The organism is Bradyrhizobium sp. SZCCHNS3052 (genome assembly GCF_032484495.1).
Taxonomy (GTDB): Bacteria; Pseudomonadota; Alphaproteobacteria; order Rhizobiales; family Xanthobacteraceae; genus Bradyrhizobium.
In genome coordinates this window covers 781336-798052 of record NZ_JAUETB010000001.1, presented here as the reverse complement: position 1 = coordinate 798052, position 16717 = coordinate 781336, and the positions used below count along the sequence as shown (strand labels likewise).

At 65.5% G+C, this 16717-nt stretch carries 13 protein-coding genes and 1 tRNA gene; 8 read left to right on the top strand and 6 right to left on the bottom strand.

Annotation, left to right across the window (positions count from 1 at the left end):
• Positions 1-171: 171 nt before the first annotated feature.
• Together QX073_RS03620 and QX073_RS03615 are read right to left on the bottom strand one after the other, a co-directional pair.
• Entirely contained in the window at positions 172-432 is a 261-nt protein-coding gene (locus QX073_RS03620; protein WP_315749715.1) for a hypothetical protein, read from the bottom strand.
• 377 nt (positions 433-809) lie between these two features.
• Positions 810-1271: a MarR family transcriptional regulator gene (locus QX073_RS03615; protein ID WP_315749714.1), complete on the bottom strand. Its 462-nt coding sequence runs from the start codon at positions 1269-1271 to the stop codon at positions 810-812.
• A gap of 146 nt (positions 1272-1417) precedes the next feature.
• Between QX073_RS03615 and QX073_RS03610 the strand changes: the two genes are divergently transcribed.
• Positions 1418-2599 (top strand): efflux RND transporter periplasmic adaptor subunit, encoded by a 1182-nt coding sequence (locus QX073_RS03610; protein ID WP_409999263.1) that lies wholly within the window; start codon positions 1418-1420, stop codon positions 2597-2599.
• Positions 2596-5736, top strand: coding sequence for a multidrug efflux RND transporter permease subunit (locus tag QX073_RS03605; protein WP_315749712.1), 3141 nt, complete (start codon positions 2596-2598; stop codon positions 5734-5736). The genes QX073_RS03610 and QX073_RS03605 overlap by 4 nt, the downstream gene beginning before the upstream one ends.
• Positions 5737-5754: 18 nt before the next feature.
• Here the strand turns inward: QX073_RS03605 and QX073_RS03600 are convergent, their stop codons facing one another.
• Entirely contained in the window at positions 5755-8034 is a 2280-nt protein-coding gene (locus QX073_RS03600) for an arylsulfatase (RefSeq protein ID WP_316225315.1), read from the bottom strand.
• Positions 8035-8201: 167 nt separating this feature from the next.
• On the opposite strand from QX073_RS03600, the gene QX073_RS03595 reads away from it, so the two are divergent.
• The 4 genes from QX073_RS03595 to QX073_RS03580 all read left to right on the top strand — a co-directional run bounded on the left by QX073_RS03595 (position 8202) and on the right by QX073_RS03580 (position 12009).
• Positions 8202-8909, top strand: a complete 708-nt coding sequence (locus QX073_RS03595) for a TetR/AcrR family transcriptional regulator (protein ID WP_315714478.1) — start codon at positions 8202-8204, stop codon at positions 8907-8909.
• 181 nt (positions 8910-9090) lie between these two features.
• A tRNA-Gln gene (locus tag QX073_RS03590) sits at positions 9091-9164 on the top strand.
• Between the two features lie 230 nt (positions 9165-9394).
• Positions 9395-11623 carry a tetratricopeptide repeat protein gene (locus QX073_RS03585; RefSeq protein WP_316225314.1) on the top strand — a complete coding sequence of 743 codons (2229 nt, stop codon included), beginning with the start codon at positions 9395-9397 and terminating at the stop codon, positions 11621-11623.
• Positions 11624-11850: 227 nt separating this feature from the next.
• Positions 11851-12009 (top strand): hypothetical protein, encoded by a 159-nt coding sequence (locus QX073_RS03580; protein ID WP_315714481.1) that lies wholly within the window; start codon positions 11851-11853, stop codon positions 12007-12009.
• 72 nt (positions 12010-12081) lie between these two features.
• Here QX073_RS03580 and QX073_RS03575 read toward each other — a convergent pair whose 3' ends face one another.
• Positions 12082-12600, bottom strand: a complete 519-nt coding sequence (locus tag QX073_RS03575; RefSeq protein WP_316225313.1) for a hypothetical protein — start codon at positions 12598-12600, stop codon at positions 12082-12084.
• Between QX073_RS03575 and QX073_RS03570 the strand changes: the two genes are divergently transcribed.
• Positions 12600-12776 (top strand): hypothetical protein, encoded by a 177-nt coding sequence (locus tag QX073_RS03570; RefSeq protein WP_316172358.1) that lies wholly within the window; start codon positions 12600-12602, stop codon positions 12774-12776. The genes QX073_RS03575 and QX073_RS03570 overlap by 1 nt on opposite strands.
• A 6-nt stretch (positions 12777-12782) precedes the next feature.
• Here the strand turns inward: QX073_RS03570 and hpaD are convergent, their stop codons facing one another.
• A complete protein-coding gene (hpaD, locus tag QX073_RS03565; RefSeq protein WP_315714484.1) occupies positions 12783-13700 on the bottom strand; it encodes a 3,4-dihydroxyphenylacetate 2,3-dioxygenase in 918 nt (305 codons plus the stop codon).
• A gap of 169 nt (positions 13701-13869) precedes the next feature.
• Positions 13870-14391, bottom strand: coding sequence for an Hsp20/alpha crystallin family protein (locus QX073_RS03560; RefSeq protein WP_315714485.1), 522 nt, complete (start codon positions 14389-14391; stop codon positions 13870-13872).
• Positions 14392-14870: 479 nt separating this feature from the next.
• Here QX073_RS03560 and QX073_RS03555 point away from each other — a divergent pair, with 479 nt between their 5' ends.
• Positions 14871-16625 carry an ATP-binding protein gene (locus tag QX073_RS03555; protein ID WP_315827377.1) on the top strand — a complete coding sequence of 585 codons (1755 nt, stop codon included), beginning with the start codon at positions 14871-14873 and terminating at the stop codon, positions 16623-16625.
• The last annotated feature ends 92 nt before the right edge of the window (positions 16626-16717 follow it).

Genomic DNA, 16717 nt, shown 5'->3' with positions numbered 1-16717 from the left:
TTCAGGGGGTCAATTTGAGGAGCCCTAATTTGGCCTTGAATAGTTCCAGATCAAAACAATTCTAAAAACGCTCAACTAACAACATGCGGAACTTGAAATCGTTCTAAACAGCGCGATTTGACTCGCGCTGCCGTCGAATCAGCACCGCGTCGGGCGTAACCCCGGCGCAGGTCAGTTCGACGAGCCAGCCGGCTCGTCGGGGCTCGGCGGCTTCATCAGCGAGAACAGCTCGTCCACGGTCTGCACCGCGATCTGGCGCACGCGATCGGAATCATCGATCCCCGCGATCCGCACGCCCTTGACGACGGCCCTGATCTCATCGCGAAAATCGGTCAGGAAGCGCAACGGATCGCGCTGCTCGTTGGCGACGCGCGCGATCAGGCCGGTGACCAGGATCTGGCACGCGAGCATCTTTCCATTCAGTTCTTCCATCGTGAGCTCCCCATTCGCTATCGTCGCACGGCGCATCGTCGGCGACGCAGCCTCGCTCCGGTTGAATCCTGCCGCGGCCCGACGGCGCCATGACGGCGGCCGGACTCATCGGCTTCTAATCAGCTCCCATCGGGCGCGACAAGACGGCGAGAATAGGTCGGAGTGCGGCATTCGCACGAGAGACCCGCGCGGCCGGCGAATGGTCCGGCGCGGCGCGCCAGCCGACGATGGCGGCAGAGGATCGCCGCAGACCGCCCTGCTCTCGCGCAGGCCACGCCGCGGCAACGGCAAGCTTCCCCGCCATTTTTCGCACTCAAGATGTTTTATTATACGACGCAACTCAAAATGGGATCAGAACGGTCTGCGCCGCGGCTCGGCTATTTGAGCGCCACCTCGGCTTTCGGATCGGACAGCGTCTTGATCCGATCCTTCAGGTCCCTGAGCGTGGACAGGCTGGTGGCGACGGCCTCGTCCGGAATGTCGTGCAGAACGTCGCCGGCGATCGCATCGCGCAGCTCGTCGAGATCATCGACGAGCTCTCGTCCCGCGGCGGTGAGATGGAGACGGTTCGCGCGGCGATCCCTCGGATCGTGCCGGCGCTCCAGCAGCCCCTGCTCGACCAGCCTGTCGAGCAGACGCACCAGTGAAATCGGCTGCAGTTCCAGCACTTCTGCGAGATCGACCTGTGACATCCCCTCATGCGCGCGCAGCCGAAACAGCACCACCCATTGGGCGCGGGTCGTGCCGCGCTGTTTGGCACGATGATCAATATAGTTGCGCAGGATGCGCGAGCTTTCGACTAGCTGCGCAACGAGCTGACGTCTCATATCCAGCGACATGGCTGTGAACTCCCTTGCGCTTCCTCGAAGCTTGCCGATTGTTTAGGTTTGTCCACGCGCTCGTGTGTTTACACATTAATTGCGTGCGTACTATATCTGGCATGCTGGGAATGGTTTTAAAGACCGGTTATCCTGTTCGTCTCAGCATGTGGGCCAGCATGAAGACATCACGAACCCTCGGTTGGATCCTGCTTGTCGCGGCTCTCGGCGGCGCCGGCTATTACGGCTGGCAGCGTCATCAGGGCGCCGAGGCAGCGAAGAAGACCGCTGAGCAGAATTCGGCCCGACCGCAGGCGGTTCGGGTCTCGACCGTGCCGGTCGAGAAGACGGACTTCCCGGTCTTCCTCACCGGCCTGGGGACCGTGCAAGGCTTCAACACCGTCCAGGTCCGCACCCGCGTCGACGGCCAGATCGACAAGATCGCCTTCACCGAAGGCCAGCTTGTGAAAGAGGGCGACCTGCTGGTCGAGATCGACCCGAGGCCGTTCCAGGCCGCGCTCGACCAGGCCAAGGCCAAGCGGGCGCAGGACGAGGCCAATCTCAACAACGCCAATCTCGATTTGCAGCGCACCACCAAGCTCGGCGAGTTCGCGACCAGGCAGCAGCAGGACACCCAGCGCGCCACCGTCGCACAGCTCACGGCACAGATCGCCGCCGACGACGCCGCGATCGCCAATGCCCAGACCCAGCTCAGCTACACCCAGGTCAAGGCGCCGATCTCCGGGGTCGCCGGCCTCCGCCAGGTCGACATCGGCAATATCGTCAACGCCTCGAGCCAGACCGGCATCGTTTCGATCGCGCAGATCGAGCCGATCGCGGTGATCTTCACCGCGCCGGAGGAGCAGTTGCCCTACATCAACGAGGCGCAGAAAACCGCTCCCTTGAAGGTGATCGCGTTCACCACCGACGGCAGGAAGCAGCTCGCCGAGGGCAAGCTGATGGTCGTGAACAACCAGGTCGACACGTCGAGTGGAACGATCCGGCTGAAGGCGGTGTTCGACAACAAGGACCACGTGCTGTGGCCCGGACAGTCGGTCTCGACGCGGCTCCTGGTGCGGACGCTGAAGGATGCCACGGTGGTTCCCGACGACGCCGTCCAGCATTCGACCAACGGGCTGTATTCCTACACGGTGAGCCCGGACAGCAAGGCCGAGCTGCGCAAGGTGAAGGTCGGCGTTTCGCTCGATGGCCGTACCGTCGTCGAAGAGGGGTTGACCCCCGGCCAGCAGGTGATCACCGGCGGTCAATTCAAAGTTCAGCCAGGCTCGGTCGTGACCACCGCGGTGGCCAGCTCGGAGCCGGCGCCAGCTAAGGTCCGGCAGGAATGAACGGCGGCATCTCGGCACCCTTCATCAAATACCCCATCGGCACCTCGCTGCTGATGGCAGGTATCCTGTTCATCGGCCTGGTCGCCTACCCCCTGCTGCCGGTCGCACCGCTGCCGCAGGTCGACTTCCCGACCATCCAGGTGACCGCCAATCTGCCGGGCGCCAGCCCTGAGACCATGGCGACCTCGGTCGCCCAGCCGCTGGAGCGGCAATTCGCACAGATCCCCGGCATCGCCCAGATGACATCGACCAGTTACCTGGGCACCGCATCGGTCACGATCCAGTTCGACCTGAACCGCAACATCGACGGCGCCGCCAACGACGTCCAGGGCGCCATCAACGCCGCCTCGGGCCAGTTGCCCAAGACCCTGCCGTCGCCGCCGACCTACCGCAAGGTCAACCCAGCGGACGCGCCGATCCTGATCTTGTCCGCCACGTCCGAGACGCTGCCGCTGACGACGGTCTCCGATTCCGTCGATGCGCAGCTCGCGCAGCAGATCAGCCAGATCTCGGGTGTTGCCCAGGTGATCATCGGCGGCCAGCAGAAGCCGTCGATCCGTATCCAGATTGACCCGGCCAAGCTGGTCGCCAAGGGCCTCTCGATGGAGGACGTGCGCAGCCAGATCGCGATCACCACGGTCGACAGCCCGAAGGGCAACATCGACGGCGAGCGTCGGGCCTACACCATCTACGCCAATGACCAGCTCACCGAGTCGAAGGACTGGAACGACGTCATCATCGCCTACCGCAATGGCGGTCCGTTGCGCGTCCGTGACATTGGCCGGGCGGTGACCGGGCCGGAGGATGCCAAGCAGGCCGCCTGGGCCAACGGCAAGCGCGGCGTGTTCCTGGTGGTCTTCAAGCAGCCTGGCGCCAACGTCATCGAAACCGTCGACAAGATCAAGGCGACGCTGCCGCGCCTTGTTGCGGCGATCCCGCCGGCCATCAAGGTCGAGCTGATGTCGGATCGCACGACGACCATCCGTGCCGCGGTCGAGGACGTCCAGTTCACGCTGCTCCTGACCATCTTTCTCGTGGTCATGGTCATCTTCATCTTCCTGCGCAGCTTCTGGGCCACGGTGATCCCGACGATCACCGTGCCGCTCGCGCTGCTCGGCGCCTGCGCGATGATGTGGGGGGTCGGCTATTCGCTGGACAACCTCTCGCTGATGGCGCTGACGATCGCGGTCGGCTTCGTCGTCGACGACGCCATCGTCATGCTCGAGAACATCTCTCGCTATGTCGAGGAAGGCGAGTCCCCGATGGCTGCCGCCTACAAGGGGGCCAAGGAGATCGGCTTCACCATTGTCTCGATCTCGATCTCGCTGGTCGCCGTGCTGATCCCGCTCCTGCTGATGGGCGGCATCATCGGGCGCCTGTTCCGCGAATTCGCGGTCGTGCTGGCGATGACGATCTTCGTCTCGATGTTCGTCTCGCTGACGTTGACGCCGATGATGGCCTCGCGTTTCCTGCGCGGCGGCCACCAGGCTCATGGCAAATTCTACCAATGGAGCGAGCGCGGCTTCGAGGCGCTGCTCAGGGCCTACGAGAAGGGATTGGACATCGCACTGCGCTGGCGCTTCGCCACGCTGATGGTGTTCTTCGCCTCGCTCGGCCTGTCGATCTACCTGTTCGTGCTGATCCCCAAGGGTTTCTTCCCGCAGCAGGACAACGGCCTGATCACCGCCGCGTCGGAGGCGTCGCAGGACATCTCCTTCAAGGCGATGCAGTCGCGCCAGGAGGCGCTGGCCAAGATCGTGCAGGATGATCCGGGCGTAGCCAGCGTCGCAATGGCGATCGGCGGTTCCGGCCGCGCCGGCAATACCGGCAATCTGTTCATCACTTTGAAGCCGCGTGACGAGCGTGATGCATCGGCGCAGCAGATCATCGCACGCCTGAGGCCGCAGCTCGAGAAGGTCGAGGGAGCCCGGCTCTACATGCAGGCCGCGCAGGACGTCCGCCTCGGCGGCCGGCCGTCCCGAACCCAGTTCGAGTTCACGCTGCAGGACTCCAATCTCGCCGAGCTCAACGAGTGGGCGCCGAAGATCCTGGAGAAGATGCGCTCGCTGCCGCAGCTGCGCGACGTCGCCACCGACCAGCAGGCCGACGGCACCACCGTGCAGCTCACGATCAACCGCGACACCGCCTCGCGGTACGGCATCTCGCCCCAGCTGATCGACGACACGCTGTATGACGCGTTCGGCCAGCGCCAGGTCGCGCAGTACTTCACCCAGCTCAACTCGTACCGCGTGATCCTGGAGATCCTGCCTGAACTGCAGGGCAATATCGACACGCTCAACAAGCTCTACGTGAAATCGCCGACCACCGGCGACCAGGTGCCGCTCTCGACCTTCGCCAGTTGGACCAACGTGCCGGTGCGGCCGCTGTCGATCAGCCACCAGGGTCAGTTTCCGTCGATCACGATCAGCTTCAACCTCGCCCAGGGCGTTGCGCTCGGCCAGGCCACCGATGCGGTGCAGCGCGCGATGGTCGAGCTCGGCGCGCCGGCAACCTTGAACTCGAGCTTTCAGGGCACTGCGCAGGCGTTCCAGCAGTCGCTGTCGACCGTGCCGCTCTTGATCCTCGCCGCCCTCGTCGTGGTCTATCTGATCCTCGGCATCCTCTACGAGAGCTACATTCACCCGATCACGATTCTCTCGACGCTGCCCTCGGCCGGCGTCGGCGCGCTCGCGATCCTGATGGCGTTCGGCTACGATTTCAGCCTGATTGCGCTGATCGGCGTCATCCTGCTGATCGGCATCGTGAAGAAGAACGGCATCATGATGGTCGACTTCGCCATCGCCGCCGAACGTGACCAGCATCTGCCGCCCGAGCAGTCGATCCGCCAGGCCGCCCTGCTGCGGTTCCGTCCGATCATGATGACGACGATGGCAGCCCTGCTCGGCGGCGTGCCCCTGATGCTCGGCAACGGCACCGGCTCGGAGATCCGCCAGCCGCTCGGCTATGCGATGGTCGGCGGCCTGATCGTCAGCCAGATGCTGACGCTGTTCACCACGCCGGTCGTCTATCTCTATCTCGACAAGGTCAACAACGCCTTCGCGCGCTGGGGCCGCACGCATATCGACCACGAGCCCGAGACCGCGGCCGCAGGTCCGGTCAAGGAAGCGGCGGAATAGTCCGCCGCTTGTCGTCGCCTACTGCCGCGCCATCTCGGCGGTGGCGACGCCCTCGCCGTCCAGACTCTGTTCGTCCTGCATCGTCACGGTCACGTGGGAGAGCCGTCCGGTGAACGCAAACGGCGCCGCATAGTCCGACACCGGGCTGCCGCGGTCATGGCCGATGTCGAGCCCCGACCAGGAGATCAGCGTGTGGAAGGCGAGCTGCGTCGTCAGCGCGCCGGCCTCCTCGCCGTCGATCAGCAACGTGTACCGGCTCATGCCGGTGCGCGCGCCCTTGGCGGGCTCGGTCTGCCGCCTGAGACGTTCGACGCGGACACCCAGGCGATGCGATCCCGCCGGTACCGGGCGGGTCGAGCTGATGATCTCGTGCCGGCCGCCGATGTTGAGATCGTGCACGAGATGACCGTCCTTGACGTAGAGGCTGTAGCCCGACGTCGCATCGCCATGGGCAATGAGCACGCCGGATGCGCCCTCTGCATCGATCTCGACATGGGCCTCGATCAGATAGTCGCGGCTGCGCACGTCGGGCGCGACGTCCGTCGGCACATGGCCCATGCCGGCGTGGAACGTAAAGCGCGTGCGCGCGCCGTGGAAACGCGCCGCGTTCTCGGCAAAGCGCGGGCCGAAGCGATCGTCGAGCGGCAGCACCTGGTGCGCCTCCGCCTGCTCCCACCACAGCTTCACCAGTGCCGCGAGCCGCTCCGGCTCGGCGGCGGCGAGATCATGCGTCTCGGAGAAATCCTGCGTGAGATGAAACAGCTCCCATCTATCGTTGTCGAACGGCGTGCCCGACGGGTGAAAGGCCACCGCCTTCCAGCCGTCGTGCCAGAGGCCACGATGGCCGAACATCTCGAAATATTGCGCGACCTGCTTCGACGGTGCCGCCGGATCGGTGATCGAGGCGGCGAAGCTCACGCCCTCGAGCGGCATCTGCGGCACACCCGCGATCATGGCCGGCGCATCGATGCCGATCAGGTCGAGCAGGGTCGGCACGAGGTCGCAGGCATGGACGAACTGGTGGCGGATTTCGCCGCGCGCCGCGATGCGCTGCGGCCAGGAGACGATGAAGGGATCGCGGATGCCGCCGCCATGGGTGTTCTGCTTGTAGCGGCGCAGCGGCGTGTTCGACGCCATCGCCCAGCCATGCGGGAAGTTCGAGTGCGTATCCGGCCCGCCGATGTCGTCGATCCGCGCGAGCTTCTCGGCGATCGGCTCCGGCTTGAAGTTGAACGGTCCCATCGCGTTGACGAAGCCGAGCGGCCCGCCCTCCTGGCTGGCGCCATTGTCGGACATGACGATCACGAGCGTATTGTCGCGCTGGCCGGTCTTGTCGAGAAAAGCGAGCAGCCGGGCCAGATGCAGGTCGGCATGATCGAGCATACCGGCGAAGGCCGATTGCAGCCGGGTGAAGACGCGCCGCTCATCCTCGGAATGGGCCTCCCAGGGCTTCACGCCATCATTGCGCGGCGGCAGGTCCGTGCTCTCCGGCACCAGCCCCATCGCCTTCTGCCGCGCCAGCCGCTGCGCGCGCTCGGCGTCCCAGCCATGGGCGAAGACCGCGTCGTAGCTCTCGATGATGTCGTGCGGCGCCTGATGCGGCGCGTGGCAGGCGCCGAGCGCGAGCCAGGTCAACCATGGCAGCTCGGGCCGGTCGGCCGTGTGGTCGGCGATGAAGCGGATCGCCTGATCGACCAGGTCGGCAGTCAGGTGATAGCCGTCGGCGTAGCTGCCGGGCGGGCTGACATGGGTGTTGTCGAGCACGAGCTCCGGCGCATATTGATCGGTCTCGGCGTCGAGGAAGCCATAGAAGCGGTCGAAGCCGCGCCCCAGCGGCCAGCCGTCGAACGGCCCGGTCGCGCCGCTCTCGGTCAAGGGCGTGACGTGCCATTTGCCGACCATGTAGTTGCGATAGGCATGGGCGCGCAGCATCTCGGCCAGCGTCCCCGCCTCGCGCGCGATCTTGCCGCGATAGCCGGGATAGCCCGAGTCGAAATTGGCAAGGCAGCCGACGCCGACTGAATGATGGTTGCGACCGGTCAGGAGTGCCGCCCGTGTGGTCGAGCACATCGCTGTGGTGTGGAAGCCCGAATAGCGCAGGCCCTGCGCGGCCAGCCCGTCGATCGCGGGGGTGCGGATCCGCGAGCCGTAGCAGCCGAAATCGGAGAAGCCGACATCGTCGAACAGCACCACCAGGATGTTGGGCGCGCCCTTCGGCGGCTGCTGCGGCGCCGGCCACCAGGGTCTGGAGCCTGCGATGGTCCTGCCGATCCTACCGCCGAATGCGGGCTCGCTCATGCCTCGTCCTCCCTCTCGCTCGCGTCCCGGCTGCGCCTCGCAGCCCGTACGAGTTTATCGTTGTGATTGCTCTGGGATCCGCGACGCCCCGGGGCTGGGTGGCACGGCCAGGCTTGCCTCGGATCATAATCATAATTATTATTATTATTCCAGATGGAGCCAGCGACATGCCGCAGCGGATCGCGCCGGACCACCTGCCCGGCGTGACCCCGTCGCGGCAGCAGCGCAGCCGCGAGACGACGCTTGCCCTGCTGATGGCCGGCGAGGAGCTGCTGCGCACGCGCAGCCTCGCGGAGCTGTCGATCAGCGACCTCTGTGCGCATATCGGGGCAACGGTCGGCGCCTTCTACAGCCGGTTCGACAGCAAGGAGGCCTACTTCAACGCCCTGCTCGCGCTCACTTTGGCGGACGGGCGGAAACAGCTCTTGAGACTCCCGCCGCCCGATCCCGTCCGCGCGGGCGACCCGCAATGCCACCTGCTGGTGCGCGGCACCGTGCTGTGGATGCGCCGTCACAAGGGCGTGCTACGCGCAGCGCTCGTGCGCAGCGAGCCCGGACCGAACCACTGGAGCGGCTTCAAGGAGCTGGCACAGGCACTGTCGGAGCGCGCGGCGCTGCTCCTGCTGCCTGCGGGCCGGCGCGCCGGCCCGGCCTCGCGCACGCGGTCGCGAACAGCGGAGGCGCGAAAGACGGTCGCGTTCGGCGTCCAGGTCGTGCTCGGCACCCTGGTGAACGCCGTCCTCAACGATCCCGGCCCGCTGTCGATCGACGATGACGAGATCGCGGAACGGCTCGGCGCCTGCCTGGTCCTGCTGCTGCGCGCCGGCCCGGACGGCGCGCCGCGAAAGCCGCAGGCCGCGAGAGGCAAACGCTAGACCCTGCCGGCCCGTGGCGCGGCGGGGCGGCAGAGCACGTTGGAAATCCGTCATCCAGCGGCTTGCCAAAGCCTGAGACATGCGGGTAGAAGGACCCGTCGTCGCCGCCCTGCTTTGCCGGCCGGCGCGCAAAACGGTGCCAGACAGTGCGGCAATTGCTTGAAACTGCAGGGCATTCCGGTGGGGAATGGTGTAACGGTAGCACAACAGACTCTGACTCTGTTTGTCTTGGTTCGAATCCAGGTTCCCCAGCCAGCTTGACCACTGCCGCGACGGCCTGAAAGCACGACAGCCTCATCCTCGTGATCTGAGAAGCATCGGGGTCGTTTTTGCCTCGGCACGAGATCCATCCTCAAGGCGCGGACACGCTGCGGCGCCCACCACCCCTTCGGCACGCGTCCCTCGCGTTAACGTCTGCTCATTGCGAATCGGCGAGAACGGAACAACCATTGCGAGCAATGGACCGGTTCTGTGGAGGAAAACACTTGCAAAGCAGCGTCGGCTCCCGTGCCTTCCAGAACGCAAGGCTGCAAAAGCGGGCCAAGAAACAGGCGGACGTGCTGTTGCCGGCGGCGGTCAAGGCCTACCGCGAAGGCCGGCATCCGGAGGCTCAGGCCCTGTGCCAGCAGATCCTGCAGGACCTGCCGCAGCATTTCGGCGCTCTGCATCTGCTCGGCGTCTCCGAACGGGACTGCGGCCGTTTCGACCAAGCCGTGCTCGTCCTGGCACGCGCGATCGAGGTCGACCCGCGCTCGGCCGAAGCCCAGTCCGATCTCGGCCTGTCGCTGTTCCGGCTCGGCCGCTACGACGAGGCTCGCACCTGCTACGAACGCGCCATCGGACTCCAGCCGAACTTCCCGACTGCGCTCACCAATCTCGGCAATGCGCTGATGAGCCTGTCGCGTTTCGACGAGGCGATATCAGCGCACGACCGCGCCATCGCGCTGAAGCCCGGCTATGGCGACGCCCACGCCAATCGCGGGATGGCGCTGCTGCTCACGGGCCGGTACGAAGACGCCGGTCAGAGCTTCGATCGCGCGCTCGCGCTGCAGCCGCGGCTGCTGACGGCCCTGTTCGGCAAGGGCCTGGTCAGCATGAACCTGCGGAACTTCGATACTGCGGTGGCCGCGCTGACGTCGGCACTGGCGATCAATCCGACTGCGGCCCCTGCCCTCGCCCAGCGCGGGCGAGCCTATCAGGAGCAGGGCAAGTTCGACGAGGCGGAAGCCGATTTTGACGCGGCATTGGCCCTCGAACCGCTGCTGGAAGACGCCCTGCGCGGCAAGGCCACGGTTTCGCTCGTCCGCGGCAACATCGCCCTGGCGACCTCGCTCATCGACAAGATGCTGGCGCAGAACCCGAAGCAGGAGAGCGCCTGGACCCTGCTCGGGGTCTGCTCCGCGATGCAAGGCGACATCGCCACGGCGATTGCGGACTACGACCGCGCGCTCGCGATCAACCCGGACTACGAGGACGCGATCACCAAGAAGATCTTCGCGCTGGATTTCCTGCCCGACGTCGGGGTCGAACGTCTCCAGGCAGAACGGAGACACTGGTGGGAGGCGATCGGCGCGCGGTTGCCACGTCTGCCGCTCGGCGAGCGGAATCTGGACCCGGACCGGCGCCTTGTCGTCGGCTACGTGTCGTCCGATTTCCGCGAGCATTCGGCGGCGCTCGGCTTCCTGCCGATCCTTCGCCATCACGATCGGGCCAGGTTCGAAATCGTCGGCTATTCGTGTTCACCGACGAGGGACGCCAAGACCGAGCTGTGCCGTTCGCTGGTCGATCGCTGGGTCGAGGCCTGGCAGTTGATCGACGACAAGCTCGCCGAGCAGATCCGGGCCGACAAGATCGACATCCTCGTCGACCTCTCGGGACATTCCGCCGGCCACCGGCTCACGCTGTTTGCGCGCAAGCCTGCCCCGATCCAGGTCTCGGCCGTCGGCAGCGTCACTGGCACCGGATTGCCCGTGATGGATTATCTGCTGGCCGATGCGGTGACGATTCCGGCCGCGGTCCGGCATCTGTTTGCCGAAAAGATCTACGATCTGCCGTCGCTGATCACGATCGAACCGCCGCCTCCAATTCCGCCGTCGCCGCTGCCGATGCTTCGCAACGGCCACGTCACCTTCGGCTCGTTCAATCGCGCCGACAAGTTTTCGGAGCCGACTCTGGCTCTATGGTCGAAGCTGATGGCTGCGACGCCGGGCTCGATGATCGTCGTCAAGAACCATGCGATGAACGATCCCCTGCTGCGCGACGGCTTGATCGCCCGCTTCGTCGCCCACGGCATCGCCGCGGAACGCGTCCGTTGCGTCGGAAAGACGTCGCGCGAGGAGCATCTTGCGACGTTCGCCGATATCGACATCGCACTCGATCCGTTCCCGCAAAACGGCGGCATCTCGACGTGGGAGGCACTGCAGATGGGCGTGCCTGTCGTCACCAAGCTCGGCAGCACCCCCTCGGCACGGGCGGGCGGCGCGATCGTCAAGGCAGTCGGCCTCGACGCGTGGGTCGCCGATGACGACGAAGGCTATCTCGCGACAGCGCTGAAATTCTGCTCGCGGCCCGGCGAGCTTGCCGCGCTCCGTGCCGAGCTGCCCGCCAGGGTGTTGAATTCAGCCGCCGGAAACGGCGCGCTCTACACGCAGCATGTGGAACAGGGATACCGGACGTTCTGGCGTGACTATTGCGCACGAGCGACGACCGGCTAGCGCTTGAATCAGCGTCCGGCCGGCACAGCGTCGCGCCCGTGCGCCATTCGACCCATGCCGACGCTTGCGATGCATCGACGACGCAGTCCCGCCGGTCCATCGTCGGCTCGCCGGCACGATCCTGCCAGCGTGCGCCCGATCACGGAATTAACCCGTCATTCACCACGATCCTCATCCGGCCGGAACGATGCAATTTGCTTCAAATTGTCTGGCCAGGGAGACGGGACATGACCAAGCTGATGGACCTCGACGATCAGATCGAGCGGGCCGAGCGGCTCGAGCGGAGCATCACCGACGCGCTGACGATCGAGCGGCTGCGCCAATTCGCGGCCGGGTGCCGGCGCGAGCGCGAGCGGCTGTCGCAGCACCAGCAGCGCGCGGCCTGAGCAGGCGCGACGACCTGCAACGCAGCCGTGGTCAACGGGCTGCCCGCGACGGAGCTCGGCGAGCGCACGCTGTCACGAGCAGGTCGTCACCATGTTGGTGCAGAGCTGCCGGGTCCAGCCGATGCCCTTCTTGACGCGGATCTTGGCGAAGTCGCCGAAGCAGCCGAGCAGCTCGACCGCCTGGTCACCGCTCGCATGCGGGTCAAGCTTCGCGCTCGACGTGGCGTGATCGCGGTAGATCGCCGCGCCGTTCTGCAGGCCGCTGGCGCCGACGATGCTCCGATGCAGGAAGCCCCTGCCCTGAAAGATCACGGTCTCCTTGCCCTGATCGACGTCGTTCAGCATGGCCCGGTCGATCTCGAACCAGTCGCCCTGCTGCGCGACGAGATGCACGACGATCCAGCCATCGCTGGTCGGATTTTTCAGGACCTTGACGATGCTGCCGCCAGGCTCGGCACGGACATTGGCACCATTCGGATCGCGGTCGGTGACGTCGGCCTCGACGTTGCAGGCTTCGCGATGCGGCGCCTGCGCAGTGGCAATGCCCGGCGCGATGAGCATCGCGGTCAGCAGCAGAATTCTCGTCAGCATTGAACGGTCACCGGCCTCCGATCCGTCCCGCATTGGTCGCGCGGCCGACGCGGCGGTTCAACACCGAGCATTCAACACCGAGCAAATGGCGGCGACCAGCCGAGCTCACGGCGACCGCCGATCAGATCTATCCCGAGGACATCATCGAGGTGCTCCGGCATCCGGAGGTCTGGTGAGAGGCGCTACAGCCGACCGCCCGCGAGTGCGGCGGCGCGCGGCCGGCCGACGTCGTCGAGCACATGCGGCATCGGCGAGACCGGAAACACCGCGTTGATCTGGCCCGTCCCCGATGACGGGAAGAACGGCGTCACCACCTCGACGCCGCGGTCGTAGTGGTTCCAGCCGAGCGCGCCGAGCAGCATGGCCGTATCGTGCATGAAGCCCTCGCCATGGCCCTTGCTGGCATATTCCGGCAACATGTCGCAGAAATCCGGCCACTCGCCGTGCTCCCACATCTGGATCACCTCGTGGTCGAGCCGCTCCAGGAACGGGCTGAACATCCGGTCGCGATACTCGTCGGCGGTGCCGTTCTGGGCAAAGCGATGGCTCAGCGAGCCCGAGGCGAAGAAGGCCACCGTGCCGTCGTAATGATCCTCGACCGCGCGGCGGAAGGCCCAGCCGAGCTTGGCGCTGTCGGCGAGATAATGCGAGGTGCACAGCGCCGAGACGGAGACGACCTTGAAGTGGCGGTCGGGGTTCATGTAGCGCATCGGCACCAAGGTGCCGTATTCCAGCGCCAGCGACGTCGCATCGTGGGCCATGGTGGCAACGCCATGGGCGTTGGCGCCCTCGGCGAGGATGTGGCCCAGCTCCGGGTTGCCGTCGTATTCATAGGTCATGTTGGCGATGAAGTGCGGCAGCTCGTTCGAGGTGTAGAGCCCCTCGAAATGCGGCGCGCAATTGATGTGGTAGCCGGCATTGACCAGCCAATGGGTGTCGAACACGACGATGGTGTCGACGCCGGCCTCGCGGCAGCGCCGGCCGATCTCGATATGACCGTCGATCGCCGACTGTCGCTTGCCCTTGGCCGGACCATCCAGCTCGCTGAGATACATCGACGGCACGTGCGTGATCTTGGCCGCCAGTGCGAGCTTGCCCATCCTCTCGTCTCCCTTCCGGTCGTTCCCCGGCCGGCATCGCCGACCGTTTGCTTGGAAGGCAGATTACCCCTGCAGCTCCGCGAAAAAAAGGGCCGCACGCGCGGCCCTTCCTTGGTGTCCGATCCATCGTCTGTCCCATGATCATGGGACGGACAGCCACGAGATGCGGTCACGCCGCCTTGATGTCGATGGTCTTGGCGGCCTTCTGTACCTCGGGCTTCTTCGGCAGGGTGACCTTGAGCACGCCCTGCTTGAACACGGCCTCGATCTTGTCGGTGTCGACGCCGTCGGGGATCTGGAAGGAGCGTTCGAACGAGCCGAAGCTGCGCTCACGGACGTAATAGTCCTTCTTCTTCTCCTCCTTGTCCTCCTGCTTCTCGCCCTTGATCGAGAGCACGCCGCTCGCAACCTTCACCTCGACGTTCTTCTCGTCGAGGCCGGGCAGCTCAGCGGTGACCTCGTAGGCATTGTCGTGCTCGGCGACGTCGACCGCCGGCGCCACGGCAAAGGACCGTGCGCGGGCCAGGCCCGGCAGTTGGTCGAACAGCGACGGCGTGCGCCAGATCCCGCCGTGGAAGTCCTCGAACACGCGATCGATCTCGCGGCGCAGGTTCTCGAACGGCCGCCATCCCTGCATGGATGGCGCACCTGCCTTCTCGGTGTTGACGGGCAGCTTGGTAGGTTCAGCCATAACATCATCCTCCTGCTTCACGCGAGGATCGGGTCCGCAACGGCATGGGCGCGACCGATTTCGTTGATCGGCCGGCATCCGCTCCCTCGCGCTTGACGGGAAAAATATAGCCGGCACGCCCGGGTTCCAGATTGATTGCGATCAAATCGCTGAGCGGCTGGAGGTTCGGATCGGCGCGGCAGCCCCTCCAGGTTTCTTTCGGCGCCGGGGCCTCCACAGCCGAAGAGCCGTTCAGGAAGAGCCTTGGAGATGGTGAACCGGACGTTAACCCGAACGGTTCGCGCGACGCTTGAGGAAAGGATAGAGAAATCCTTACAGTGCAAGGCCTTAGGTCCCATTGAGGAGGTGCGATCGCAACGCCCCGCGCGACCCTCCGACCACCGGGCTGGGCGGGCGGCGCAGTCACAAACGTTGCCCGCTTAACAAATTTTCCAGTCCCAGCAGAGAAGGTGTCAATTCAACAATTCACCACAGGTTTCATGACCGTGACATCCTTCGGACGCGTGATCTCGGTGCGGGGCTCCCAGGCCCGCGTCGGCATTCTGTCGACACAGCAGATGAACGTCTCCGATATCCGCGCGACAGTCGGCCGTTTCATCAGCATTCGCTGCCCGAGCGCCACGATCATTGCGATCATCACCGAGGTGACCAGCGAGGACCTCTCGCGTGCCAACGAATACGTCGCGACGGCTTCGGTAGACCTGCTCGGCGAGATTCTCGGACCGGCCGAGCGGCCCAAGTTCCAGCGCGGCGTCACCCACTACCCGACCATCGGCGACGCCGTCGACATGATCACGAGCGAGGAGCTGCGCACGATCTACACGCCGACCGCCGGCGACCACATCGACATCGGCGCGCTGCAGCAGGACACCTCCGTGCGCGCCTGCGTCAATGTCGAGGAAATGCTGTCGAAGCACTTCGCCGTGCTCGGTTCGACCGGCGTCGGCAAATCGACCGGCGTGTCGCTGCTGCTCAACGAGATCCTGAAGGCGCGGCCGAACCTGCGCATCTTCCTGCTCGACGTCCACAACGAATATGGCCGCTGCTTTGGTGAAAAGGCGCTGGTGCTGAACCCGCGCAACCTGAAGCTGCCGTTTTGGCTGTTCAATTTCGAGGAGATCGTCGACGTCCTGTTCGGCGGCCGGCCGGGCGTGCCGGAAGAGCTCGACATCCTGGCCGAAGTGATCCCGCTGGCGAAGGGCATCTACACCCAATACCAGAACACGGACCGCATCGGGCTCAAGCGCATCGACCCGAAGACCGTCGGCTACACCGTCGATACGCCGGTGCCCTACCGCCTCGTCGACCTGATCAACCTGATCGACGAGCGCATGGGCAAGCTCGAGAACCGCTCCTCGCGCATCATCTATCACAAGCTGATCTCGCGGATCGAGACGGTACGCAACGATCCGCGCTACGCCTTCATGTTCGACAACGCCAATGTCGGCGGTGACACCATGGCCGAGGTCATCAGCCACCTGTTCCGCCTGCCGGCCAACGGCCGGCCGATGACGGTCATGCAGCTCGCCGGCTTCCCGGCCGAGGTGGTCGATTCCGTGGTCTCGGTCGTGTGCCGCATGGCGTTCGATTTCGGCCTGTGGAGCGACGGCGTCTCGCCGCTGCTGTTCGTCTGCGAGGAAGCGCACCGTTACGCCTCGGCCGACCGCTCGATCGGCTTCGGCCCGACCCGCAAGGCGATCTCGCGCATCGCCAAGGAAGGCCGGAAATACGGCGTCTATCTCGGCCTGATCACCCAGCGGCCGGCCGAGCTCGACGCCACCATCATCTCCCAGTGCAACACGCTGTTCACGATGCGGCTCGCCAACGAGCGCGACCAGTCGCTGCTGCGTTCGGCGGTGTCGGATGCCGCCGCCAACCTGCTCTCCTTCGTTCCCTCGCTCGGCACCCGCGAGGTGCTGGCGTTCGGCGAAGGCGTCGCGCTGCCGACCCGGCTGCGCTTCAAGGAGGTGCCGCTGCATCAATTGCCGCGCAGCGAGGCGACGATCGCCACCGTCCGCTCGGTCAATGCCGGACACGACATGCATTTCGTCAGTGCCGTGCTGGAGCGCTGGCGCGGAGCGACCTCGAGCCGGGACGCGTCGAGCGGCGACAGCGGCGCCGGCAACCTCGGAGATCGCGGCAGCCTGTCCGCCTCGCTGGACGCGCCAATGCTGCAGCCGTCGATGGGTCTCGACCCGGACCGCTTCTCCCTGCTGAAGAAGCCGCTGCGCTAAAGCCGGCGGCGGCCCTCCTCAAATCCCGATCGACGACGGCTGCCGAGGAGGCGTTGCGGGCACTCCGCCACTGGCGGGTGATGGACCGAGCT